Origin of the sequence: Photobacterium lucens, from assembly GCF_009873615.1 — a bacterium.
Taxonomy (GTDB): Bacteria; Pseudomonadota; Gammaproteobacteria; order Enterobacterales; family Vibrionaceae; genus Photobacterium; species Photobacterium lucens.
Genome location: NZ_SSMG01000002.1, coordinates 1 through 24356, shown reverse-complemented (window position 1 = coordinate 24356; position 24356 = coordinate 1). Strand labels below are relative to the sequence as shown.

Genomic DNA, 24356 nt, shown 5'->3' with positions numbered 1-24356 from the left:
AGCTCTCCTTTTTTATTCTACCAACTAAGAACAATTTTGATTACTTCGCTAGCTTGAAAACCACATTCACACTATCAGAGATAACAATGTTGTTCTCACTGTAGCTTTGGTTAATCGCAGCAGAGTCTTGCATCGCATCACCTGCATAATTAGCCATACGATACGGCATTGGACGAGAAGCCGTGTTGTAATCAATCTGCCATACACCTTCAACTTTATCACCGAAGCCTTTTGCTAACGATGCTGCTACTTCTTTCGCATTAGCAATCGCCGCTTGACGTGCTTCTTCTTGATATTTCTTCTGATCTTTCACTTTCAAGGTGATGTTGTTGATCTGATTAATACCATCGCCTAATGCACCATCAAGGTAAGTGTTTAGATTCTCTAATTTGTATACCGTTACAACCACATTACGGGTTGCTTTAAAACCTGTAAATTCTGGCGCTTGATCTTTAGGGTAGCGATACTGCGCAGATAGCGAGATATTAGCACTGCTAATATTCTTACGCTCAACCCCCGCTTTGGTTAGACGTTCAATGAATTTAGTGACCGCATCATCAGCCGCTTGCTTCGCATCCGATGCTGTTGGCTTGGTTGCGACAACATCAACCGAGAATACTGCCATATCAGGCTTCACTACGACTTCGCCACGGCCTGTGGTTTCCAAATGAGGAAATGGCAGATCAGCAGCCATTGCGCCCGTTGACATCAATGCACTGGTAGTTAATAAAAAAGCTAGTAGTTGTTTCTTCATTGGAAATCCTCATTGGCAACAACATTCATGTCTTTATCTTAGTTCTGAGATAAATCACTTACGAATGTTTGACCACTAGAAAATGAATTCTATCCCTTATGACCATTTATTTTGAACATTGTTCCTTTGTGTTTATTCTCTTATAATTTTAGTGATAAAAAAATGGAGCCCAGAGGCTCCATCTTCTTCATCGTGATACTTTAAAAATTAAGCATCAACTTTGTTTAGGTGAACATCCATTTGTGGAAATGGGATTTCGATACCTTCTTTATCAAGCTCTTCTTTGATCGCTTGGTTAAGATCGAAGTATACAGCCCAGTAATCAGGCGTGTTAACCCATGGACGTACCACGAAGTTCACAGAAGAATCTGCTAGTGCAACAACACCGATTGTTGGCTCTGGATCTTTAAGAACGCGAGAATCTGCATTAACCACACGAGCAAGCACTTCTTTGGTCTTCTGAAGATCAGCTTTGTAAGAAACACCGATCACAAGATCAATACGACGTGTCGCATTACGTGAGTAGTTAGTGATTGGGTTACCAATAATAGATGAGTTTGGTACAACTACTGTTTTATTGTCAGGAGTACGTAGCTCTGTAGAGAAGATTTGGATAGATTCTACAGCACCAGACACACCCGCAACTTCTACGAAGTCGCCAGATTTGAATGGACGGAACGCAACGATCAAAACACCTGCAGCAAAGTTAGATAGTGAACCTTGAAGAGCAAGACCAACAGCAAGACCAGCAGCACCGATAACAGCAACTACAGATGCGGTTTGTACACCGATACGACTTAGTGCAGCAATTAGTACGATAACAAATAGTAGGTAACGAACTAGGCCGTGAATAAATTCAACAACCGCGTTATCCATATCTTTCTTACGTAATACTTTAGCAACTGCGCCAGCAACTGCTTTTACGATCATATTACCGATAAATAGAATTAGCAGGGCTGATACAAGATTTACTGCATATTGAATGAGTAGATCTTGATTATCACTTAACCAGTTACCAGCGTGCAGTACACTGTCAGTTAACGAGTTATCTGAAATTTTTTCGACAACCTTGTCAGTAACGCTCTCAGTCATTGAAGTGCTCTCTCTTATAATTTACTTAAAATATAAATTCATAGAGCAAGTCGTAGGTCATCGCACTACGACTTACACCATTGAATAAACTTCCTATAAAACACGTAAAACGGTCGCCTTACGCATATCAGAATTCTGGACGCTAATTATTCCTGCTTTTGATATTAAATAGCTACTAAAAAAAGAAGATATTTACATAAATTAACTTAAATATCACTAAAGAACCATTTAAGTACAAGCAATTAGCAAATACAAAAAAAAAGTCCGCCGAAGCGGACTTTTTCACATTTTACTTTGCTAAGTCGTTCGATTATAGAACGTCGATAGCGTTAAGGTCAGCAAATGCTTTCTCAAGACGAGTAACCATTGAAGCTTGACCAGCACGTAGCCATACGCGTGGATCGTAGTACTTCTTGTTTGGTGCATCAGGACCAGTTGGGTTACCGATTTGACCTTGTAGGTAGTCGTGGTTCTCAGCTTCGAACTGACGGATACCATCCCAACATGCCCACTGAGTATCAGTATCGATGTTCATTTTGATAACACCGTAGCCGATTGACTCTTGGATTTCAGCTTCAGTAGAACCTGAACCGCCGTGGAATACGAAGTTTAGAGAGTTAGCTGGTAGGCCAAATTTCTCTGAAACGTACGCTTGAGAATCACGTAGGATAGTTGGAGTTAGAACAACGTTACCTGGCTTGTAAACACCGTGTACGTTACCGAAAGATGCTGCGATAGTGAAACGTGGGCTGATTGCGCTTAGTTTCTCGTATGCGTATGCAACGTCTTCTGGAGAAGTGTAAAGCTCAGAAGCGTCCATGTGAGAGTTATCAACACCGTCTTCTTCACCACCAGTACAACCTAGTTCGATTTCTAGTGTCATGTTCATTTTAGACATGCGCTCTAGGTACTTAGCAGAGATTTCGATGTTCTCTTCTAGAGACTCTTCAGAAAGGTCGATCATGTGAGAAGAGAATAGAGGCTTACCAGTTTGAGCGAAGAACTCTTCACCTGCGTCTAGTAGACCGTCGATCCATGGAAGAAGCTTCTTAGCAGCGTGGTCAGTGTGAAGAATTACAGGCACACCGTAAGACTCAGCTACAGCGTGAACGTATTTAGCACCAGCGATTGCACCAAGGATTTGTGTGCCTTGACCGTCTAGTTTAAGACCTTTACCAGCGAAGAAACCAGCACCACCGTTAGAGAACTGAACGATTACTGGAGACTTAACTTTAGCCGCAGCTTCAAGTACTGCGTTAACAGAGTCAGTACCGATACAGTTAACTGCAGGTAGAGCAAAGTTGTTTTCTTTAGCTACAGCAAAAACTTTCTGTACGTCGTCGCCAGAAATAACACCAGGTTTTACAAAATCAAAGATCTTAGACATAACAATAGTCCTATTATTTACTTTGTTGTCTGTGAAAAAAATTCTTATGCAAACGTTTGCGATAGCTACGTATTTTACTTAAACAATCGTGCTATCACAAACATTTAAACGTGGAAGAATGGCTATATTTCAGAATAAATCAGACTTCCACGTGAAATAAATTATGCTTTAGCGCGAGTCTCTAGCATTTCAACTGCAGGAAGTTTCTTGCCTTCAACGAACTCAAGGAACGCACCGCCACCAGTAGAGATGTAAGATACTTTATCTTTAATGCCGTACTTGTCGATAGCGGCTAGTGTGTCACCACCACCAGCTACAGAGAAACCAGCAGATTCTGCGATTGCGTTTGCAACAACTTCAGTACCTTTACCGAATTGCTCGATTTCGAATACGCCTACAGGGCCGTTCCAAAGGATCGTTTTTGCGTTCATGATGATGTCAGCAAGTGCTTGAGCAGAATCAGGACCGATATCTAGTACCATGTCGTCTGCAGCGATATCAGAAGCTGACTTGATTGTCGCTTCAGCTGACTCAGAGAACTCTTTCGCACAAACAACGTCAGTTGCTACTGGGATGTTAGTGTTCGCCATTAGCTCTTTAGCTGTTGGGATTAGGTCTGCTTCGTATAGAGACTTACCTACATCGTTACCTTCAGCAGCGATGAATGTGTTAGCAATACCACCACCAACAACGATTTGGTCAGCAATCTTAGATAGTGACTCAAGAACAGTTAGCTTAGTTGATACTTTAGAACCACCAACGATAGCAACCATTGGACGCGCTGGGTTGTCCATTGCTTTGCCTAGTGCTTCAAGCTCACCTGCTAGTAGAGGACCAGCACATGCTACTGGAGCAAACATACCAACACCGTAAGTCGATGCTTGTGCACGGTGAGCCGTACCGAATGCATCCATTACGAATACGTCACAAAGTGCAGCGTATTTCTTAGATAGTTCGTCTTCGTTTTTCTTCTCGCCCTTGTTGAAACGTACGTTTTCAAGAACAACAAGCTCGCCTGCGTTTAGCTCAAGACCGTCTAGGTAATCTTTTGCTAATTTAACGTCACAATCTAGAACGTCGTTTAGGTAGTTAACTACAGGCTGTAGAGAGAATTCTTCTGCGTATTCGCCTTCCGTTGGACGACCTAGGTGAGAAGTAACCATTACTTTAGCGCCAGCTTCTAGGCAACGCTTAATTGTAGGAAGAGATGCAATGATACGTGCATCTGAAGTTACTTTACCGTCTTTTACTGGCACGTTTAGGTCAGCACGAATAAATACACGCTTACCAGCTAGGTCCAGATCAGTCATCTTGATTACAGACATGTTTTGTCCTCTCAACATTATTAAGAATAAAAGTTCATAAAATTGACAGCCCGGCGTTGTCAATGTTCAACGCCAAACCCAGTAATTCTTACTATTTTACTTTTCAGCATCCGTGTTTTCGGTTGCATGCATTGCTAACGCTGTATCCAACATGCGATTAGCAAAGCCCCATTCATTATCACACCACACCAACAACTTAATTAAATGCTGGTTGCTTACCCTTGTTTGGCTACCATCGACAATCGCACTATGGGGATCATGATTGAAGTCGATTGATACTAAAGGTGCTTCGGTGTAATCCACAATACCACTTAATGTACAACGAGACGCATTTTTTAATGATTGATTTATGTCATTAACTTTCACATTTGTTTTAACTGTGACACTCAAATCCATAGCAGTGACATTAATTGTGGGCACCCTCACAGAAATGGCCTCAAATTTGTCAGAAAACTTCGGAAATATACGACCGATTCCAAGATGTAGTTTGGTATCAACAGGAATAATAGACTGGCTTGCAGCGCGAGTTCGGCGTAAATCAGAGTGGTAGGCGTCGATCACTTGTTGATCATTCATCGCGGAATGAATCGTCGTGATGGTCCCAGATTCAATACCAAAGTTGTCATCAAGCACTTTGATAATAGGGACGATACAGTTAGTTGTACAAGAGCCGTTGGAAACAATGCGGTGTTGGGATGTTAATTGCTGGTGATTAACACCATAAATAACAGTGCAGTCGATATCTTTGCTAGCAGGATGGGAAAATAACACTTTTTTAGCGCCCGATGCGATATGCGCTAAACCGTCATCACGAGAACCATATTTACCGGTACAATCTAAAACAATATCAACATCGAGGTCGTGCCAAGGCAGTAATTTTAGATCCGGTTGATGAAGAATACGGATTTGATCTTGATGACCATTTTCGTGAGCAATAAAAAGGTGCTCCTGATCATGGCTGACAGGATTACGAAAACGTCCATGGCTAGAATCGAACTGAAGTAAGTGCGCCATTGCTTCTGGCTCAGCTAACTCGTTAACTGCCACGACGTTAATGTGATGATATTTGCCGCTTTCATACAATGCGCGAAGCACACTGCGACCAATGCGACCGAATCCATTTATTGCGACTTTTAGTGTCATATCCGTGCTACAAAAATACTAAGCGGCGTTAGTGTATACCAAGCCCGTTAGAGAATCACCATAATTGTGATATCTCTCACCGACCAGCTATAAAAACCAATATAACCAAACACATAAAGATTATTCGTCATGCAAATATAGTTATAAGCTATAGCTTAACCAAGCTACCACTATGCTATTTTCGCTTTATGTCGATATAAAAATTTCACTCAATTGTCACTCAACTATCGCTGTTAAAAAGTACGAATCCTTCAAGATGTGATTCATTTTTATCTTAATTTTCCCTGTTATCGCTTTTTCGCAATCTAAACATTAAACACCTGTAATATGCTCACCTTCCATGTAGATATCGAAATCGCAATTTTTTATTACATTTTTATCTTATTTACTGTTTTCTTATGCTCACCCCAGCCCTATAAAAACAATAACCAACTGTTATAAAACAAAATAAAACTTATTTATCCATCTTAAATATCATCAATTTCAACGCTGCTATAGCACCATCATCATGAATTAAAGCAAAAACCCTAATATCACTAATGTTGATTTTTTCCGCTTTAACGCTATTATGGACGTCTAGACGGAAGTAGCTCTATACATGTAAACGTACATACAGCTATATAACTGCGTTATAAACGCGACCGTGCGACTAAATTCAAAGATAAGTGAGACTACCGATGGCAAAACATTTATTCACTTCTGAGTCGGTATCAGAAGGTCATCCCGATAAAATTGCAGATCAGATTTCAGATGCAGTATTGGATGCAATTCTTGAACAAGATCCTAAAGCGCGCGTAGCTTGTGAAACTTACGTAAAAACCGGCATGGTAATGGTTGGTGGTGAGATCACAACGTCAGCTTGGGTAGACATCGAAGAGCTAACACGTGAAACAGTACGTGAGATTGGCTACGTTCATTCAGATATGGGCTTTGATGCTAACTCTTGTGCAGTAATGAATACCATCGGTAAACAGTCTCCAGATATCAACCAAGGTGTTGATAAAACAGATCCTAAAGAGCAAGGTGCTGGTGACCAAGGTATTATGTTCGGTTACGCAACTAACGAAACTGAAGTATTCATGCCTGCGCCAATCACTTACTCTCACCGTTTAGTTCAACGCCAAGCGGAAGTTCGTAAGAACGGCACACTACCTTGGTTACGCCCTGATGCAAAATCTCAGGTAACGTTCGCTTATGATCAAGGCAAGATTGTAGGTATTGATGCAGTTGTACTTTCAACTCAGCACAGCGATTCAATCTCAACGCCAGATCTACGTGAAGCGGTAATGGAAGAGATCATCAAGCCGGTACTTCCTGCTGAGTGGTTAAACAAAGAGACAAAATTCTTCATTAACCCAACCGGTCGTTTCGTTATCGGTGGTCCAATGGGTGACTGTGGTCTAACAGGTCGTAAGATCATCGTTGATACCTACGGCGGTGCAGCACGTCACGGTGGTGGTGCTTTCTCTGGTAAAGATCCATCAAAAGTTGACCGCTCTGCAGCATACGCAGCACGTTATGTAGCGAAAAACATCGTTGCAGCAGGCATGGCGGATCGTTGTGAAATCCAACTTTCTTACGCTATCGGTGTTGCCGATCCAACATCTATTATGGTGGAAACATTTGGTACTGAGAAAGTAGCACATGAGATCATCATTGAAGCAGTACGTCAGCACTTCGACCTACGTCCATACGGCCTACAAGAAATGCTAGATCTTCTACAGCCTATCTATAAGAAGACAGCAGCTTACGGTCACTTTGGTCGTGAAGAATTCCCTTGGGAAAAAACAGACAAAGTGGCTGCACTTCGCGATTTCGCAAACATTAAGTAATACACTTAATACTGCACAAAAAAGGGCGCTTAGGCGTCCTTTTTTATTGCCTATGTTCTGTCGAGTCTCGGTCAAATGCTAGAGTTTCAAGCTCTCGCCAGCTCTTTTTGTTCGGTGTATAGTGCAGCTCTATATAGTAAAGAACGAGTAACAATGAATTCACTGCAACAACAAGTTATCAAGCGTGTCGAGCATGCTATTAAAACCGCAAATCAACGCTTAAATAAACGGTTAAAAATGCCAACCGTCACTTTCACCCAACGAGGAAAAATTGCCGGTAGCGCACGTCTACAAAGCTGGGAAGTACGCTTTAATCCTATTTTATTAAAAGAAAATACCGATGCTTTTCTCAATGAGGTGGTACCACATGAAGTGGCACATTTAATTGTGTTTAAACTGTTTGGACGAGTAAAACCGCACGGTCGAGAATGGCAATTGATCATGCGAGAAGTATTTCAAGTTGCACCTAGAACCACTCATAGCTTTGATGTCAGCTCTGTTGCCGGTGAGACTTATCTTTATAAATGCAGCTGTAGCGAATACCCATTAACCATCCGTCGCCATAACCGTATTTTACGTGGTCAAGCCACCTATCACTGTCGTCGATGTCGTGAAGTCTTAGTTTATTCGCCACAGTAAAGTGCTATTTACTATTAAACTTTCAGCTAAATAACCACGACATAGTTACAAATATCTGCGACACACTTCTCAAAGAGAAAAATATCAGTAAGCTAGTGATACGATACTTTTCTATTGAGCACACTGATGAAGCGTGTATTTACCAGCTTAGCCATTGCGCTGTTATTTCCTGCTGTCGCACAGGCAACCCCTTATAATGCCAATCCTTTAGGCAATAACAGCAACGACTCTTTCAGCAAAGCAAAAAAAATTATGCAGAAAGAGATCTATATTGCGCCCCAAGATATGAAGACCATTTATTGTGGTGCCGATTTTAACAATCAAAAGTATGTGACATTACCGTCTGGGTTTAGCACTGAAGTCTATAAAAAACGAGTTAAACGTTGGGAAGCTGAGCACGTCGTGCCTGCGGAAAACTTTGGTCGAGCATTCAGTGAATGGCGTGATGGTGCAGCCGTTTGTGTTGATAGTAAAGGCAAAGCATTTAAAGGCCGTAAATGTGCAGAAAAAGCGAATAAAGAATATCGCTTTATGCAATCCGATCTTTACAACTTATATCCAGCAGTCGGTGCTGTAAACGCGGCGCGTCAAAACTACAACTTCGTTATGCTACCGAGTACCAGCAGCAAAAATTACCGTTCTTTCGGTAGCTGCGACATGATCATTGATAAAAAAGATCATGATGCTCAACCACCAGAGCGCGCGCGTGGTGTGATTGCCCGTACTTACATGTACTTTGAAGCGGTCTACCCTAAATACAAGATGAGTAAACAACAACGCCGATTAATGGATGCTTGGGATAAGCAATACCCAGTCACCAAATGGGAATGTCAACGCGCTGCTAAGATTGAAAAAATCCAAGGTAACGTTAACCCTATTCTTGCGAGCCGTTGTTCATAACAGCATCTTTTACTTAAACGCACTTTAGCGTTCAAAACGCGTTATGTGTAAATAACGCGTTTTATTTCACCTCGAATAATTGGCGAACAGAGCATCCATGTTAAGATTCGTCATTACTCTTTTTTTATTGCATAGATGACCGCATTATGAGAATTCCACGTATTTATCATCCAGAATCTTTACCTTCTCAAGGCAAGGTAATGCTCAGTGACGATGCAGCTAACCATGTTGGCCGCGTTATGCGTATGCAAGCAGGTCAAGAACTTCTAATGTTCGATGGCAGTGATGCAGAGTTTCCTGCTGTGATCACTAACGCCAGCAAAAAAAGCGTTGAAGTTGAAATTCAATCTCGTGTGGAGCATAGCGTTGAGTCACCACTGAATATCCATTTAGGTCAGGTGATTTCACGTGGTGATAAAATGGAATTCACCATTCAAAAATCAGTGGAATTAGGTGTAAGCACCATTACCCCACTGATTTCTGAACGTTGTGGCGTTAAATTAAATGCTGAGCGTTTTGAAAAGAAACTCGACCAATGGCAAAAGATCGCCATTGCTGCCTGTGAGCAATGTGGTCGTAACGTTGTGCCAACCATTCGCCCAGTGATGAAACTGGAACAATGGTGTGCTGAGGAATATGATGGATTAAAGCTCAACTTACATCCTCGCGCTAAATATTCCATTAATACTCTGCCGACACCTGTGACTAATGTACGTTTACTGATTGGTCCTGAAGGCGGTTTATCAGCTGAAGAAATCGGCATGACGGAAGAATATAAATTTGATGAAATTTTGCTGGGCCCTCGTGTACTACGTACTGAAACCACAGCAATGACAGCCATCACCGCACTACAAGTACGTTTTGGTGATTTAGGCTAATTAGATTAGGAGAACACAATGATCAAACTGGGTATCGTGATGGACCCTATCGAGTCTATCAATATCAAGAAAGATTCAAGCTTTGCCATGATGTTAGAAGCTCAGCGTCGTGGTTGGGAAATTCATTACATGGAAATGAATGATCTTTCGTTAGAGCAAGGTAAAGCCATTGCTCGTACTCGAGTGGTAACAGTACAACAAGATCCTGAACACTGGTTTGATTTCCACAGCGAGCAAGAGATTGAATTATCAGATCTTGATGCTGTGCTAATGCGTAAAGATCCTCCGTTTGATACTGAGTACATCTACGCGACTTACATCCTTGAGCGTGCAGAAGATAACGGTGCGCTGATCGTAAATAAGCCACAAAGCTTACGTGACTGTAATGAAAAGCTATTTACGGCATGGTTCCCAGAGCTAACGCCAACCACTATCGTGACGCGCCGCGCAGAGAAACTAAAAGCGTTCCACCAAGAGCACGGTGATGTGATCTTAAAACCACTTGATGGCATGGGCGGCTCTTCAATTTTCCGCGTAATGAAAGGCGATCCTAACGTTTCAGTGATCATCGAAACCCTAACTAACATGGGTCAAAACTACTGTATGGCACAAACCTTCGTGCCTGATATTAGTAATGGTGATAAGCGAATTTTAGTGGTCGATGGCGAACCAATGCCTTACTGCCTAGCACGTATTCCTGCCAAAGGTGAAACTCGCGGTAACCTAGCAGCAGGTGGTCGTGGTGAAGCTCGCCCTATTAGCGAAACAGATCGTAAGATCGCAGAAACAGTTGCACCCGTACTAAAAGAAAAAGGTCTGATTTTCGTTGGCCTTGATGTCATTGGCGATAAGCTTACTGAGATCAACGTAACCAGCCCTACCTGTATTCGTGAAATTGAAGCTGCGTTTGATATTTCAATTACAGGCAAATTAATGGATGCGATCGAGCGCCGAGTAAACGCGAAGTAATATCGCTTTACCGACAATCATCAGCCATACTCAAAACAAGAATGCAGCGGCCATGTCGCTGCTTTTTTGCTTATCAGCAACGTATTATCCCTTGCTGGTTTGTACTAAATTCTGGTGTTGTACATGAATCTAACCAACCACTTTTTAGTGGCCATGCCCACTATGCAAGATCCTCAATTTAAGCAAAGTGTTATTTATCTTTGTGAGCATAATGATGAAGGTGCTATGGGGATCATTATCAATCACCCTATCGATATCTCCATCGCTAATATGCTGGAGCAAATTGAAGTCGATAGAACACTCCCGATCGCCGATCCTGTCAGCCTAGAGTCTCCAGTGCTCAATGGCGGTCCAGTATCTGAAGATCGTGGTTTTGTACTTCACACCACCAAAAGGCAATACAGCTCAAGCCTACCTGTAAACAGTGAACTGGCCGTCACCACTTCACTCGATATTTTATCTGAGCTAGGTACAACACTGGCACCAGAGCAATTTATTGTTGCGCTAGGTTATGCAGGCTGGGATGCGGGTCAATTAGAGCAAGAGTTAGTTGATAATAATTGGCTTACTATTGAAGCTGATGACAACATTATTTTTTCCACACCAGTGGGTGAACGCTGGCATAAAGCCATTGAAAAATTAGGCTTTAACTTAGCAAATCTTTCTTTAGATATAGGTCACGCATGAGTCAATCACGCACAGTTTTAGGCTTTGATTACGGCACCAGAAGTATTGGTGTGGCGATCGGACAAGAACTTACAGGTACAGCAACCCCACTTGCTGCGATTAAAGCCAATGATGGTGTACCCAACTGGGATAACATTGAAAAGCTTTTAAAAGAGTGGCAACCGGATTTAGTGGTTGTAGGCTTACCTTTAGATTTGGAAGGCAAAGAGCTAGAAACCATCACACCACGAGCAAAGAAATTTGCTAACCGTGTGCATGGTCGTTTTGGCTGCCAAGTTGAATTACACGATGAGCGCTTAAGCACCGTAGAAGCACGGGCAGAACTGTTTGAGCGTGGCGGTTATCGCTCACTCAGTAAAGGCAATATTGATTCACAATCTGCCGTTGTGATTTTAGAAAGCTGGTTTGAGCGCCAATACGGTTAATCGCAATATCCCCTTCTATTAACGAAAAAGACAAGCATTGCGCTTGTCTTTTTTATTGCCGCTTTAAAAAAATGCGTTTAATCCTTGTACAGCTTTTTCTAGATTGATCATGATAAAGGTTAGCAAGATCATCTACAGAGCATTCGATCATCTCGCTATCCCTTATTGTTTCTCGTCTGTACAGCTTGTACAGCTTTTGAACCATTTGAACTCAAAAGCCCCACAAGCTGATCACTTTTCATCATTCAAAGTATTAATAGCTATGATTCAAGTAGTTAACACTTGACCGTTTTAACACGGCTATTGACCTATAATGTGACTAAAGCAAAGTGATCATTATAGGCTTATTACAAATCTAATTTAACGCCGGATAACGAGCTCGCCGTTTTATTGTTTGGATCGCCCATTTTTATCATCAAACGCAGATCATTTGGTGAGTCAGCATGGTGCAGTGCATCTTGCTCTGTGATCTTTCCGTCACGGAACAAGGCATACAGTGATTGGTCAAATGTCACCATGCCCGCTTGGTTTGATTTCGCCATGACATCTTTAATTTCATGTAGCTCACCACGACGGATCAAATCAGCAACACGTGGTGTATTGAGTAATAGCTCATACACACCATGACGCCCAATACCATTCGCATCAGGGATCAACTGCTGCGCTAAGATACATTTGAGATTCAATGACAGATCAAATAAGAATTGATCTCGACGCTCTTTAGGTACTAAATGCAAAATACGCTCAAGGGCTTGGTTAGCATTGTTGGCGTGTAGCGTTGCCATACACAAGTGGCCTGTTTCAGCAAAGGTCATTGCGTATTCCATGGTTTCACGGGTACGGATCTCACCGATCAAAATCATGTCTGGTGCTTGGCGCAGCGAGTTTTTCAGTGCAACTTCATAACTTTCCGTATCAAGTCCCACTTCACGTTGAGTAATGATGCATTTGTTATGTTCGTGAATAAACTCAATCGGATCTTCTACCGTTAGAATATGGCCACTACGGTTTTGGTTTCGATACCCCGTCATTGCTGCCATCGACGTTGATTTACCCGACCCCGTAGCCCCCACCACCAGCACTAAACCACGTTTAGATAGCGCTAAACGCTCCATATCAATCGGTAGGTGAAGATCATGAATATTCGGGATCTTGGTTTCAATTCGACGGATCACCACACCCGGTAATTCACGTTGCCAAAATGCACTTAAACGAAAACGACAACCATTACGCACGATCGCAAAGTTTGCCTCACGACTGGTGACAAACACCTTGCGCTGCTCATCATCCATCGCTTCATCAAACAAGGCATCGACCGCTTCACGATCTAGTAACTCACCTAAATTATGTAAATTTCCATCAACTTTAAGCAAACAAGGCGAGCCGACCGTGATATATAAATCAGATGCTTTACGCTCAACCATCTGCGCTAAGATATAATCTAAATTCATTATTTTTCCTACTTATTGCAGCTGCTCAACGCAATTAGAAGCCTCGCTGACTACTATCAACAATACGACGCCCTTCTTCAGCTTCGACTAAACCTTGTGCCACCAGCATCTTGACGCTTTGCTCCATCGTCTGCATACCCATTGCTGAGCCGGTTTGGATCATCGAGTACATTTGCGCGATCTTGTCTTCACGGATCAAGTTACGGATCGCAGGCGTTGCCATCATGATTTCATGAGAAGCAACACGACCACCTTCGACACGCTTTAATAGACTTTGAGAAATTACCGCACGCAGTGATTCAGACAGCATTGAACGCACCATCGATTTATCCGCACCTGGGAATACGTCAATAATACGGTCGACCGTTTTCGCCGCCGAACTGGTGTGTAGCGTACCCAATACTAAGTGACCTGTTTCTGCTGCGGTGAGTGCTAAGCTAATGGTTTCTTGGTCACGTAATTCCCCGACCAAAATAACGTCTGGATCTTCACGCAGTGCCGAGCGTAATGCATTCTGGAAACCTAACGTATCACGGTGTACTTCACGCTGGTTGATCAAACAACGCTTGCTTTGGTGAACAAATTCGATCGGATCTTCAATCGTCAAAATATGACGGTTATAGTTGCTATTGATATAATCAACCAAAGCAGCAATCGTGGTCGATTTACCTGAACCTGTAGCACCCGTTACTAGCACTAAGCCACGCTTAAGCTGAGCAATGTCGTAGAACACGTCAGGTACATTTAACGATTCCAATGTAGGAATATGAATTGGGATCGTACGTAATACAGCCGAACAACCTCGAGATTGATGGAAAGCGTTCACCCTGAAGCGACCAATGTCTGGAATTTCAAATGAAAAATCGACTTCTAAGTTTTCTTCATACTCACGACGTTGGGCATCGTTCATAATGTCAAACACTAAGCGATGCACTTCACTATGATCCAACGCTGGCATGCTTAATTTTCTCACATCGCCATCAACACGGATCATGGGAGGAACACCTGCAGAAAGATGTAGATCCGATGCGTTATGCTTTACACTAAAATCCAGTAGTTCGGTGATATCCATAAATTTTCCCCAAGAATCAATTATGACTAGTATCAAACAAAATATTGCAGAGGTCATCAATCAGATCACCTTAGCAACTGAAAAATGCGGCAGGGCTGCAGATTCCGTGCAATTATTGGCGGTAAGTAAAACCAAGCCAGTCGAGGCGATCGAAGAAGCCATCGCCGCAGGCCAGTATGCATTTGGCGAAAACTATGTACAGGAAGGTGTTGATAAGGTAAATCACTTTTCAACCCATAGCGCTAAAAACTTGCTTGTATGGCATTTTATTGGCCCAATTCAATCAAATAAAACGCGCCTTGTTGCAGAGCACTTTGATTGGGTACATTCGATTGATCGTGTAAAAACAGCTAAACGTTTAAGCGATCAACGTCCTGCTGATATGGCACCATTACAAGTGCTATTGCAAGTTAACAGCAATGATGAAGAGACTAAATCGGGCGTATCTCTCGCAGAGCTTCCTGCACTAGCAGCAGAAATTGCAGCGATGCCCAATATTGAATTGCGTGGCTTGATGTCTATTCCTCAGCCAGCAACCGATTTTGATAGCCAATTTGCAACATTTAAAGCGCTATCCGATGCACTCGAGCAGTTAAAAACCACATACCCACAAGTTGATACGCTATCCATGGGTATGAGTGATGACATGGAAGCAGCGATTGCTGCCGGTAGCACCATCGTTCGCATTGGTACTGCTATTTTTGGTGCGCGTGATTACAGCCAAAAAGCATAATAAAAAAACACTCGTACTGTTCATTTAAATGACAGCTCAATTAAGGTAAAAAACATTAAGTTTGTACCTATTTATAAGGATTTGACATGGAACAACGCTCAATCGCCTTTATTGGGGCAGGAAATATGGCGCGCTCGATCATCGCAGGTCTTGTTGCCAGCGGTTACGATGCGAAAAAAATCACAGCGACAGCGCCAAGTGACGCGCGTCGTGAGCCTTTAGCGCGTGATTTTGCTATTCATACCACCAGCGATAATCTACAAGCAGCTAAAGAAGCAGATGTCGTAGTACTTGCGGTTAAACCTCAATTAATGGAGGAAGTCTGTCTGCCACTACAGAGCATTAACTTTGAAGGCAAACTGGTGATCTCGATTGCAGCAGGTATTAACTGTCAGCGTCTTTGTGAAATGTTAGGGCAAGATGTTGAATTAGTGCGAGTGATGCCAAATACCCCGTCTTTGATTGGTAAAGGGATGAGCGGCTTATACACTAAACCACAGTTAGCACAGGCTGATCGTGAGTTTGCGACCCAATTATTACAAGCCGTAGGTGAAATTTGCTGGGTAGAAGAAGAATCAGGCATTAATGGCATTATTGCTGCTGCTGGTAGTGCACCAGCTTATTTCTTCCTATTTATGGAAGCAATGCAGCAAGAAGCGATCAAACAAGGTTTTGATGCCGATACTGCACGTTTATTGATCCAACAAACCGCATTGGGCGCCGCTGAAATGGTGAAAGCAAATCCAGAAACATCGCTTTCAACATTACGTGAGCAAGTCACCTCAAAAGGTGGTACAACAGCAGAAGCTATCAGCACATTCAATCAACACCAATTGTCAGATATTGTTGCTAAAGCAATGCAAGCTGCAGTATCTCGCGCAAAAGAAATGGAACAATTGTTTTAAGGTTTATCTATGAATCCATTCGTTTATTTAGTTCAAACCGCCTTTGATTTATACATTATGGTGGTGTTATTACGAGTTTGGTTACAATGGTCACGCGCTGACTTCTATAACCCATTCTCACAATTTATTGTTAAAGCAACCCAGCCGATTGTTGCACCGCTTCGTCGCGTGATCCCATCAATTGGTTCATTAGATATGGCAACTGTATTGTTTGCTTACGTACTCTGTGTTGCCAAGTTCCTCATCATTATTTCCATCAGTAGCGGTGGCATTATTTTTGAGCCAAGCTTCCTATTCTTAGGCTTGCTAGCACTATTAAAAGCTGCGGGTAGCTTACTGTTCTGGGTACTATTGATCCGTGCAATTCTAAGTTGGGTAAGCCAAGGTCGTAGCCCAATGGAATATGTCATGTATCAGCTGACAGAGCCACTAATGGCACCTGTGCGTCGTATTCTTCCTGCGATGGGCGGCTTAGATTTAAGTATCTTAGTGATCTTCATTGCGCTGCAGTTTGCCAACTACGCAATGGGCTCTGTTGTAGGTAACGTTTGGTACATGCTGTGACAGAAAAAGCGATCCATCAGGATGGTGACGATCTCATCGTTCGACTTTATATCCAACCCAAAGCAAGCCGTGATCAGATCGTTGGTTTGCACGGTGACGAAATTAAAATTGCCATCACAGCGCCACCTGTCGATGGCAAAGCCAACGCCCATTTAGTGAAATACCTATCGAAACAATTCAAGGTTGCTAAAGGGCTGATCCATGTCGAAAAAGGCTTACAAGGACGTCACAAACAGGTACGGATTGAAGCGCCGAAAGCGATACCCAATGAGATAGAAACCCTGATGTAATTTGATCAGCACAACAAAGCGAATATCTAATTTAGGTATTCGCTTTTTTTATGCCGTAACACTTCGCTACAATCAAAACAGCTAGCGGTAAACGCTACACTTAAAGGAAGTATTCAGTGAAATACTGAACAGAAAGGATACAACGATGAAAGCCTTATTGAGTCTACTTTTGCTCGCCTTCAGCCTACCGAGTACTGCAGAGCAACTAAAACGTTTTGGCGATTTAGAAGTCCATTATTCTAGCTTCGCCTCAACCTTTTTAACCCCAGACATTGCCAGTCACTATAAAATTCAACGTAGCCGTTATGGCGCACTGGTTAATATTTCCGTTTTCGATACCAGCAAAGAAGGCAAACCCGCCGTTTCTGCTCAGCTTACAGGCTCAGCTCGTAACGTATTAGGCCAACAGAAAACCTTAACCTTTAGGGAAATCAAAGAAGGGAAAGCGATTTATTCCATTGCACAATTTAAGCATACCAACGACGAAACCCTCGATTTTAAGATCAATATTTTCTACAACGGCAAAAAAGAAACCCTAACCTTTAAACAAACCTTCTTTGTCGATAAATAAACAGAATTTGCTTAATCATAGCTACACTCACTAGGCGCATCTGCGCCTTTTTTATTGGCTAAACAACCGCTATTATAGCCGCCATTATTAGAGAGCTTGACGATCAAAAGGCATCAAAATGAGTAAACTTGTACTAGCAACAGGCAACCAAGGCAAAGTAAAAGAAATGGCCGATTTACTGGCTGATTTTGGTTTTGATGTAGTCGCTCAAAGTGATTATAACGTCTCTTCTGTGGCAGAAACCGGCACAACATTTATCGAAAATGCCATTATCAAAGCTCGCCATGCGGCAAAAGAAACCGGTCTTCCAGCCATTGCGGATGATTCAGGTTTAGAAGTGGACTTTCTTAAAGGTGCACCGGGTATTTACTCAGCACGTTTTGCAGGTGAAGGCGCATCTGATGCTGACAACATTGATAAGCTATTAGCTGAAATGAAAGACGTACCAGAAGAACAACGCACGGCACGTTTTCATTGTGTACTTGTGATGATGCGCCACGAAAACGATCCAACACCACTGGTTTGTCACGGCTCTTGGGAAGGCAGCATTTTAACTGAACGTCATGGCGAAAACGGTTTTGGTTACGATCCAGTATTCTGGGTACCAGAAGATCAATGTGCATCAGCAGAGCTTGCTCCTGCTCGTAAAAAACAACTATCACACCGTGGTAAAGCCCTACAGCAACTGTTTAGCGCACTAAAGGCACAATAAATGTTGGTACCTCCACCGCTCAGCTTATATGTTCATATTCCTTGGTGTGTGCAGAAATGCCCTTACTGCGATTTCAACTCACACGCACTAAAGACGGAACTCCCTGAGCTCGATTACATTGATGCATTAATTGACGATCTTGAAACCGATCTCAGCGCTTATCAACTCGTAAACGGTGTACGTCCACTACACTCTATTTTTATTGGTGGCGGCACACCAAGCCTGATCTCGCCAAGTGAGATTGGTCGTTTATTAAAAGCCATTGAGCAGCGTATTCCCTTTAGTGATGACATTGAAATCACCATGGAAGCCAACCCAGGCACAGTGGAAGCGGGACGTTTTGATGCTTATCGCCAAGCAGGCGTAAACCGTATTTCAATTGGTATTCAAAGCTTTCAAAATGAAAAACTTGAACGTCTTGGCCGTATTCACGGTTGTGATGAAGCGATCCGAGCAGCAGGGCTTGCAAAACAAGCTGGATTAAACAGCTTTAATGTCGATCTTATGCATGGTCTGCCAGATCAAAGTATTGAAGATGCGATCAGCGACCTAAAGCAAGCGATCGCACTCGATCCACCGCATCTGTCTTGGTATCAACTGACGATTGAGCCAAATACCCTGTATTACTCAAAGCCACCCACGCTACCTGACGATGACGATCTTTGGGATATTTTCGAACAAGGTCATCAACTACTTACAGAAGCCGGTTATCAACAGTATGAAATTTCTGGCTACAGCAAGCCGGGAAAACAATGTCAGCATAACCTGAACTACTGGCGTTTTGGTGATTACTTAGGAATAGGTTGTGGAGCTCACGGTAAGATCAGTTTTGAAGACGGTCGTATTATCCGTACCGTTAAAGTAAAACATCCTCGTGGCTATTTACAGGCTGATAAGCCTTATCTGACGCAAGAAACCAATGTGGCTGACTGCGAGCGTCCATTCGAGTTCTTCATGAACCGTTTCCGTTTGCTAGAAGCCTGTCCAAAGCAGGATTACCCAACTCGTACAGGTTTACCGCTATCAAGCATTGAGCCAGCCATTGATTGGGCGATTGGACAAAATTATCTGCAAGACACAGGTGAGCATTGGCAAATTACCGAGCATGGTAAATTGTTCTTAAATGATTTATTAGCCGCTTTTGTCGAAGATGACGACGAATAACAATCAATAAAAAAGCGAGCATTGAGAGATCACTCATGCTCGCTTTTTCTTTTCAAACGCTGACTAGTTTAATGTTACGCTGCGCCAATTTTTTAATGCTGGGATCGCATCTTGTAGGCGTTGTTCTTGTTCTATTCGAAGCGTAACAAACTCACACACTTGCTTATCGATACGCTGAGAATGCGACAATAAATAAGGCAAATCATTATCTAAAATCTCATAGTAATCAGATAATAACTCGGTTTGCTTGGAGCTGAGTTCAATTTTATGAACATCAAAGTACATCTGCCCTTTAGCATCAATACTAAACTCTTGTTCACCTTGTACCAAGGTTAATCGCCCTTCATTCAAGCTAAGTGAATTATGCCACTGCGGATCACATTCATTGGCAAATACCGTTGAACTGATAAATCCCACAGAAGCCAATAAAGCCCCTTGTATCGCTGTTCTTAATCCGTGAATCCCTTTATTCATTAACATACGATCCTCCCCTAATGTGAGTCTCGTAACGTCAACTACACGGACTCACTAAAAAATAGAACGCCCAATACGCTCTGATAATTTTTCTAATGCTGCAGTCCCTGCAACAGAATTACCGGATTGATCAAGCTCTGGCGACCAAACCGCAATCGTCATTTCACCCGGTACAATCGCAACAATACCGCCACCGACACCAGATTTACCCGGCATCCCTACACGGTAAGCAAATTCACCTGCGCCATCGTATAAACCACAAGTCGCAAGCAATGCATTTATGTGCTTACTTTTAGTCTGGCTGATAATTCTTTTTTTCGCGCCTAAAGGAAGCCCTTTATTTGCTAAATAGCTAAACGTTCTTGCTAAATCCACACAGCTCATCTTCAGTGCACAGTAACTAAAATAGTTAGTTAGCACTGGCATGACTTCATTTTCAAAGTTACCAAATGAACGCATCAAATAAGCAATCGATGCATTACGATCGCTATGCTGCATCTCTGAGCTTGCTACCACCTTGTCGTAAACAATATGTGGGTTGCACGATAGCTCTCGTACTAACTCAAGCATGCGGTATTGTGGCGCACATAAGCGGCTATGCAGCATGTCTGAGACAACGATCGCACCAGGGTTAATGAACGGGTTACGTGGAATACCTTTTTCTAGCTCTAGCTGGATCATTGAGTTAAAGGCTTGGCCTGATGGCTCTTTACCCACGCGTGACCATAGCTCCTCTGGCTCATATAGCGTCATGGCTAAGGTTAGCGATAACACCTTGGAGATCGATTGAATAGAAAAGCCTTCTTGACTATCACCAGCTTGGATAATTTCACCATCGTTGTAACACACAGCGATACCCAATTTTTCAGCCGGAACAGTGGCTAAAGCAGGAATATAATCAGCAACTTTTCCCTGACCAATCAGAGGTCTCACTTCTTCTAACACTTCATTTAGCAATGCTGCGGTAGGCTTCATATTTCTTTCTCCAAGGGCAAAAAAGCCAACACGAGGTTGGCTTTTTAATCAATTCTATACTGCTTGCTAAGATCGATAAAATCTCTCTAATAAGCAAAGCATGCTGAATGGCGATTACTCAGTACGCTCGTACTTCATATCCCAAACACCGTGACCTAAGCGGTGACCACGCGCTTCGAACTTGGTTAATGGACGATCTTCTGGACGTGCAATGTAAGGACCATCAGTTGCCGTGTTACGGTAACCTGGTGCTGCATCCATCACTTCAACCATGTGCTCTGCGTAGTTTTCCCAGTCTGTTGCCATATGGAAAATACCACCAATTTTAAGCTTCTTACGTAGCATTTCAGCAAATTCAGGCTGAACGATACGACGCTTATGGTGACGCGCTTTGTGCCAAGGATCTGGGAAGAATAGTTGTACTGTGTCTAGGCTACCGTCTGGGATCATGTGCTCAAACACTTCCACACCGTCGTGACACATTACACGTAGGTTAGTTAAACCAGCGTCTTCAGCCCCCATTAGACATGCACCTACACCTGGGCTATGTACTTCGATACCGATGAAGTTTTTCTCAGGGGCATTTTTCGCCATTTCAACTAATGATGCGCCCATACCAAAACCGATTTCAAGAACAACTGGTGCTTCACGGTTGTATACTTCTTTCCAGTCCAGCATTTGCTTGGCGAAATCAATACCCATAGTTGGCCAGTTGTTTTCCATCGCATTTTCTTGGCCTTTAGTTAAACGGCCTTCACGACGAACAAAGCTACGGATCTTACGAACCAGCTTGCCATCTTCGGTAAATTCAGTCAGGGTCACTTCGCCTGACTTCTTTGAAACTTCGCTCATGCTAACTATCCAAACAAAAAAGAAACGGAACGGCATTATCCAAAGTTATAGACTCAATTCAAGTCTATCGATTGCGACAATAGCCAGTTTATGGTGCAATCTTGTCCAAAAAAGACAATAAATAACGCTGCACCTCCGCTTGCAGTATAAGTGATTGCACTGGCGGACACCAATTTTCACCTCGCAGCAAAAAATAACAAAATCGTTGCTTGTCATTAAACAAAGTACCGAATTTCTTCGTACTGCCAGTGATAAGTCACACCCCAACCGTAAAGTGAGCACAACATTGAGTACGTCATTTTCCGATGCCATCTTAGCGTGGTACGACAAATTCGGCCGTAAAACCCTACCTTGGCAACAAAATAAAACCCCATACAAAGTTTGGTTATCTGAAATCATGCTGCAACAAACCCAAGTTGCCACGGTGATCCCTTACTTTGAACGTTTTATGGCACGTTTCCCAACGGTGCAAGACTTGGCAGCCGCCGAACAAGACGAAGTGCTACACCTATGGACAGGACTGGGCTACTACGCCCGTGCCCGTAACTTACACAAAGCGGCAAAAATGATCGTTAGCGATCATAACGGTGTTTTCCCAACGGATATCGATCAAGTACAAGCCCTACCGGGCATTGGGCGATCAACAGCAGGAGCGGTGTTATCGCTGTCATTGGGTCAGCATCATCCAATTTTAGATGGGAACGTTAAACGCACACTTTCACGCTGTTACGCCGTTGAAGGTTGGCCGGGCAAGAAAACCGTTGAAAATACCTTATGGGAGATTGCTGAAACCAACACCCCAGCAGAAGGGGTTGAGCGTTATAACCAAGCCATGATGGACATGGGGGCGATGATTTGTACTCGCAGTAAACCCAAGTGTGAATTATGCCCGGTAAGCAACCAATGTCTCGCTTTAGCCCAACAACGACAAATGGATTTTCCTGGCAAAAAACCGAAAAAGACCATGCCAGAGAAACAAACATGGTTCGCTATCTTGCAACATGGCAACAAGGTTTGGTTAGAACAACGCCCACAAGTAGGGATTTGGGGAGGCTTATGGTGTTTTCCACAACACGACAATGATGATTTAGTGCCGCTACTTGAAAAACAGCTAGGTCAACAGCAAGACTTAATCCAAAGTAATCAGCAATTAACCGCATTTCGCCATACATTTAGCCATTATCACCTTGATATTGTGCCTATGCTGTATGAGTTATCTGCCGAGCCTAACCTCATCAATGACAATGCTGGGCAATGGTATGATCTCGAAAATCCAGCAAAAATCGGTTTGGCAGCGCCAGTACAAAAAATATTAGAAAGCTTGGCATATCAGCTAGACAACACAAAATAGCCCTAATTTTTAGCCGTTTTATTCCTGTCAGTGACGCTAGATGCCCGTCACTGACTCTGGTATAACTAGATAATCATCACTCATTTTCGCTGGGCGTGACATTCAGCGAGCAAAAGTAAGGAATATTTCATGAGTCGTACTGTTTTTTGTGCTCGACTAAAACAAGAAGCTGAAGGTTTAGATTTTCAACTATACCCAGGTGAGCTAGGCCAACGTATTTTTGACAATATTTCTAAGCAAGCATGGGCTGAGTGGCAAGGTAAGCAAACCATGTTAATCAACGAGAAAAAGTTGAACATGATGAACCCAGAACACCGCCAATTGCTTGAAACTGAAATGGTGAAGTTTTTATTTGAAGGTCAAGACGTGGTAATCGACGGTTACACACCACCAGAAAAGTAAAAATTCGTTACTGAGATTTCATCACGAATTAGCTTTAAATTGATGAAATCTCACAAATGAATATCAAAACAACATCACAACGAACAAAAAGCCAACAAACAACAACATTTATCATTTTTTCTTGAAAAAAGTGTTGACGAAAAGGCTGAAAACCCTTTTAATAGCGCCCCGTTGCCTCGATAGCTCAGTCGGTAGAGCAGAGGATTGAAAATCCTCGTGTCGGTGGTTCGATTCCGCCTCGAGGCACCATCACTTCCCTTTCGAAGTTTGGTGCAAGCAACCACAATCTGTTCCTCCTTAGTTCAGTCGGTAGAACGGCGGACTGTTAATCCGTATGTCGCTGGTTCAAGTCCAGCAGGAGGAGCCACTATTTAGATTCTTGGCTCATTGAGCGGAGAAATAAAAAAGAATATAGTGTGCCGACTTAGCTCAGTAGGTAGAGCAACTGACTTGTAATCAGTAGGTCACCAGTTCGACTCCGGTAGTCGGCACCATTTATTCTCTTACTCACGTAAGAAATGCAAAACAACGATTAACTTCGTGTTTTTGCCTCGATAGCTCAGTCGGTAGAGCAGAGGATTGAAAATCCTCGTGTCGGTGGTTCGATTCCGCCTCGAGGCACCATATCAATCTCACTTGATTTGATCGAGTAAGATAAAAGTACAATTCCTCCTTAGTTCAGTCGGTAGAACGGCGGACTGTTAATCCGTATGTCGCTGGTTCAAGTCCAGCAGGAGGAGCCAAATAAAGTGTGCCGACTTAGCTCAGTAGGTAGAGCAACTGACTTGTAATCAGTAGGTCACCAGTTC

General features: G+C 42.8%; 26 protein-coding genes and 5 tRNA genes. 21 read left to right on the top strand and 10 right to left on the bottom strand.

Annotated elements, in window-relative coordinates; genetic code table 11:
* Positions 1-40 precede the first annotated feature (40 nt).
* From E5A76_RS00520 to epd, 5 genes are all read right to left on the bottom strand, one after another.
* Positions 41-754 carry an oxidative stress defense protein gene (locus E5A76_RS00520; RefSeq protein WP_161117794.1) on the bottom strand — a complete coding sequence of 238 codons (714 nt, stop codon included), beginning with the start codon at positions 752-754 and terminating at the stop codon, positions 41-43.
* A gap of 207 nt (positions 755-961) precedes the next feature.
* Entirely contained in the window at positions 962-1846 is an 885-nt protein-coding gene (gene mscS, locus E5A76_RS00515) for a small-conductance mechanosensitive channel MscS (protein ID WP_161117793.1), read from the bottom strand.
* Positions 1847-2156: 310 nt separating this feature from the next.
* On the bottom strand, positions 2157-3233 hold the full coding sequence (gene fbaA / locus E5A76_RS00510; protein ID WP_053987286.1) for a class II fructose-bisphosphate aldolase: 1077 nt from the start codon (positions 3231-3233) through the stop codon (positions 2157-2159).
* A 161-nt stretch (positions 3234-3394) separates the two neighbouring features.
* Positions 3395-4558: a phosphoglycerate kinase gene (locus E5A76_RS00505; protein WP_053987285.1), complete on the bottom strand. Its 1164-nt coding sequence runs from the start codon at positions 4556-4558 to the stop codon at positions 3395-3397.
* Positions 4559-4654: 96 nt separating this feature from the next.
* A complete protein-coding gene (epd, locus tag E5A76_RS00500; protein WP_053987284.1) occupies positions 4655-5701 on the bottom strand; it encodes an erythrose-4-phosphate dehydrogenase in 1047 nt (348 codons plus the stop codon).
* Positions 5702-6378: 677 nt separating this feature from the next.
* Here epd and metK point away from each other — a divergent pair.
* The 7 genes from metK to ruvX all read left to right on the top strand — a co-directional run bounded on the left by metK (position 6379) and on the right by ruvX (position 12031).
* Positions 6379-7533, top strand: a complete 1155-nt coding sequence (metK, locus tag E5A76_RS00495) for a methionine adenosyltransferase (protein ID WP_053987283.1) — start codon at positions 6379-6381, stop codon at positions 7531-7533.
* A gap of 153 nt (positions 7534-7686) precedes the next feature.
* Positions 7687-8172: a SprT family zinc-dependent metalloprotease gene (locus E5A76_RS00490; protein ID WP_161117792.1), complete on the top strand. Its 486-nt coding sequence runs from the start codon at positions 7687-7689 to the stop codon at positions 8170-8172.
* Between the two features lie 126 nt (positions 8173-8298).
* The gene (locus E5A76_RS00485; RefSeq protein WP_161117791.1) at positions 8299-9072 is read left to right on the top strand and encodes an endonuclease; all 774 of its coding nucleotides are present in this window, start codon (positions 8299-8301) and stop codon (positions 9070-9072) included.
* Positions 9073-9218: 146 nt separating this feature from the next.
* Entirely contained in the window at positions 9219-9950 is a 732-nt protein-coding gene (gene rsmE / locus E5A76_RS00480) for a 16S rRNA (uracil(1498)-N(3))-methyltransferase (protein WP_045069248.1), read from the top strand.
* An 18-nt stretch (positions 9951-9968) separates the two neighbouring features.
* Entirely contained in the window at positions 9969-10919 is a 951-nt protein-coding gene (gene gshB / locus E5A76_RS00475; protein WP_006647266.1) for a glutathione synthase, read from the top strand.
* A gap of 123 nt (positions 10920-11042) precedes the next feature.
* Positions 11043-11606, top strand: coding sequence for a YqgE/AlgH family protein (locus E5A76_RS00470; protein ID WP_161117790.1), 564 nt, complete (start codon positions 11043-11045; stop codon positions 11604-11606).
* Positions 11603-12031 (top strand): Holliday junction resolvase RuvX, encoded by a 429-nt coding sequence (gene ruvX / locus E5A76_RS00465; RefSeq protein ID WP_161117789.1) that lies wholly within the window; start codon positions 11603-11605, stop codon positions 12029-12031. The genes E5A76_RS00470 and ruvX overlap by 4 nt, the downstream gene beginning before the upstream one ends.
* Positions 12032-12378: 347 nt before the next feature.
* Here ruvX and E5A76_RS00460 read toward each other — a convergent pair whose 3' ends face one another.
* Together E5A76_RS00460 and E5A76_RS00455 are read right to left on the bottom strand one after the other, a co-directional pair.
* Positions 12379-13482: a PilT/PilU family type 4a pilus ATPase gene (locus tag E5A76_RS00460; protein ID WP_008987965.1), complete on the bottom strand. Its 1104-nt coding sequence runs from the start codon at positions 13480-13482 to the stop codon at positions 12379-12381.
* Positions 13483-13516: 34 nt separating this feature from the next.
* Positions 13517-14554 carry a type IV pilus twitching motility protein PilT gene (locus E5A76_RS00455; RefSeq protein ID WP_008987964.1) on the bottom strand — a complete coding sequence of 346 codons (1038 nt, stop codon included), beginning with the start codon at positions 14552-14554 and terminating at the stop codon, positions 13517-13519.
* A 22-nt stretch (positions 14555-14576) separates the two neighbouring features.
* Here E5A76_RS00455 and E5A76_RS00450 point away from each other — a divergent pair, with 22 nt between their 5' ends.
* The 7 genes from E5A76_RS00450 (at position 14577) to hemW (ending at position 19493) form a co-directional block, all read left to right on the top strand.
* Positions 14577-15287: a YggS family pyridoxal phosphate-dependent enzyme gene (locus tag E5A76_RS00450; protein WP_053987281.1), complete on the top strand. Its 711-nt coding sequence runs from the start codon at positions 14577-14579 to the stop codon at positions 15285-15287.
* Positions 15288-15373: 86 nt separating this feature from the next.
* Entirely contained in the window at positions 15374-16192 is an 819-nt protein-coding gene (proC, locus tag E5A76_RS00445; RefSeq protein WP_161117788.1) for a pyrroline-5-carboxylate reductase, read from the top strand.
* A gap of 9 nt (positions 16193-16201) precedes the next feature.
* Positions 16202-16756 carry a YggT family protein gene (locus tag E5A76_RS00440; RefSeq protein WP_161117787.1) on the top strand — a complete coding sequence of 185 codons (555 nt, stop codon included), beginning with the start codon at positions 16202-16204 and terminating at the stop codon, positions 16754-16756.
* Positions 16753-17046, top strand: coding sequence for a DUF167 family protein YggU (gene yggU, locus E5A76_RS00435; protein WP_053987278.1), 294 nt, complete (start codon positions 16753-16755; stop codon positions 17044-17046). The genes E5A76_RS00440 and yggU overlap by 4 nt, the downstream gene beginning before the upstream one ends.
* A gap of 145 nt (positions 17047-17191) precedes the next feature.
* Positions 17192-17617 (top strand): DUF4426 domain-containing protein, encoded by a 426-nt coding sequence (locus E5A76_RS00430; RefSeq protein ID WP_161117786.1) that lies wholly within the window; start codon positions 17192-17194, stop codon positions 17615-17617.
* 118 nt (positions 17618-17735) lie between these two features.
* Positions 17736-18329, top strand: coding sequence for an XTP/dITP diphosphatase (locus E5A76_RS00425; RefSeq protein WP_161117785.1), 594 nt, complete (start codon positions 17736-17738; stop codon positions 18327-18329).
* The gene (hemW, locus tag E5A76_RS00420) at positions 18330-19493 is read left to right on the top strand and encodes a radical SAM family heme chaperone HemW (protein ID WP_161117784.1); all 1164 of its coding nucleotides are present in this window, start codon (positions 18330-18332) and stop codon (positions 19491-19493) included. It abuts the gene before it with no gap.
* Positions 19494-19556: 63 nt separating this feature from the next.
* On the opposite strand, the gene E5A76_RS00415 is transcribed toward hemW, so the two are convergent.
* The 3 genes from E5A76_RS00415 to trmB form a co-directional block, all read right to left on the bottom strand.
* Entirely contained in the window at positions 19557-19973 is a 417-nt protein-coding gene (locus E5A76_RS00415; RefSeq protein ID WP_161117783.1) for a YggN family protein, read from the bottom strand.
* 48 nt (positions 19974-20021) lie between these two features.
* On the bottom strand, positions 20022-20942 hold the full coding sequence (gene glsB / locus E5A76_RS00410) for a glutaminase B (RefSeq protein WP_053987273.1): 921 nt from the start codon (positions 20940-20942) through the stop codon (positions 20022-20024).
* A gap of 114 nt (positions 20943-21056) precedes the next feature.
* A complete protein-coding gene (gene trmB, locus E5A76_RS00405) occupies positions 21057-21794 on the bottom strand; it encodes a tRNA (guanosine(46)-N7)-methyltransferase TrmB (RefSeq protein ID WP_161117782.1) in 738 nt (245 codons plus the stop codon).
* 286 nt (positions 21795-22080) lie between these two features.
* Here trmB and mutY point away from each other — a divergent pair, with 286 nt between their 5' ends.
* The 7 genes from mutY (at position 22081) to E5A76_RS00370 (ending at position 24290) form a co-directional block, all read left to right on the top strand.
* Positions 22081-23145, top strand: coding sequence for an A/G-specific adenine glycosylase (gene mutY, locus E5A76_RS00400; protein ID WP_161117781.1), 1065 nt, complete (start codon positions 22081-22083; stop codon positions 23143-23145).
* Between the two features lie 129 nt (positions 23146-23274).
* A complete protein-coding gene (locus E5A76_RS00395) occupies positions 23275-23547 on the top strand; it encodes an oxidative damage protection protein (RefSeq protein ID WP_053987270.1) in 273 nt (90 codons plus the stop codon).
* A gap of 173 nt (positions 23548-23720) precedes the next feature.
* A tRNA-Phe gene (locus E5A76_RS00390) sits at positions 23721-23796 on the top strand.
* Positions 23797-23838: 42 nt separating this feature from the next.
* Positions 23839-23914, top strand: a tRNA-Asn gene (locus E5A76_RS00385).
* Between the two features lie 51 nt (positions 23915-23965).
* Positions 23966-24041, top strand: a tRNA-Thr gene (locus tag E5A76_RS00380).
* Between the two features lie 54 nt (positions 24042-24095).
* Positions 24096-24171 (top strand) — tRNA-Phe (locus E5A76_RS00375).
* Positions 24172-24214: 43 nt separating this feature from the next.
* Positions 24215-24290: transfer RNA gene (locus E5A76_RS00370), tRNA-Asn, on the top strand.
* Positions 24291-24356 lie beyond the last annotated feature (66 nt).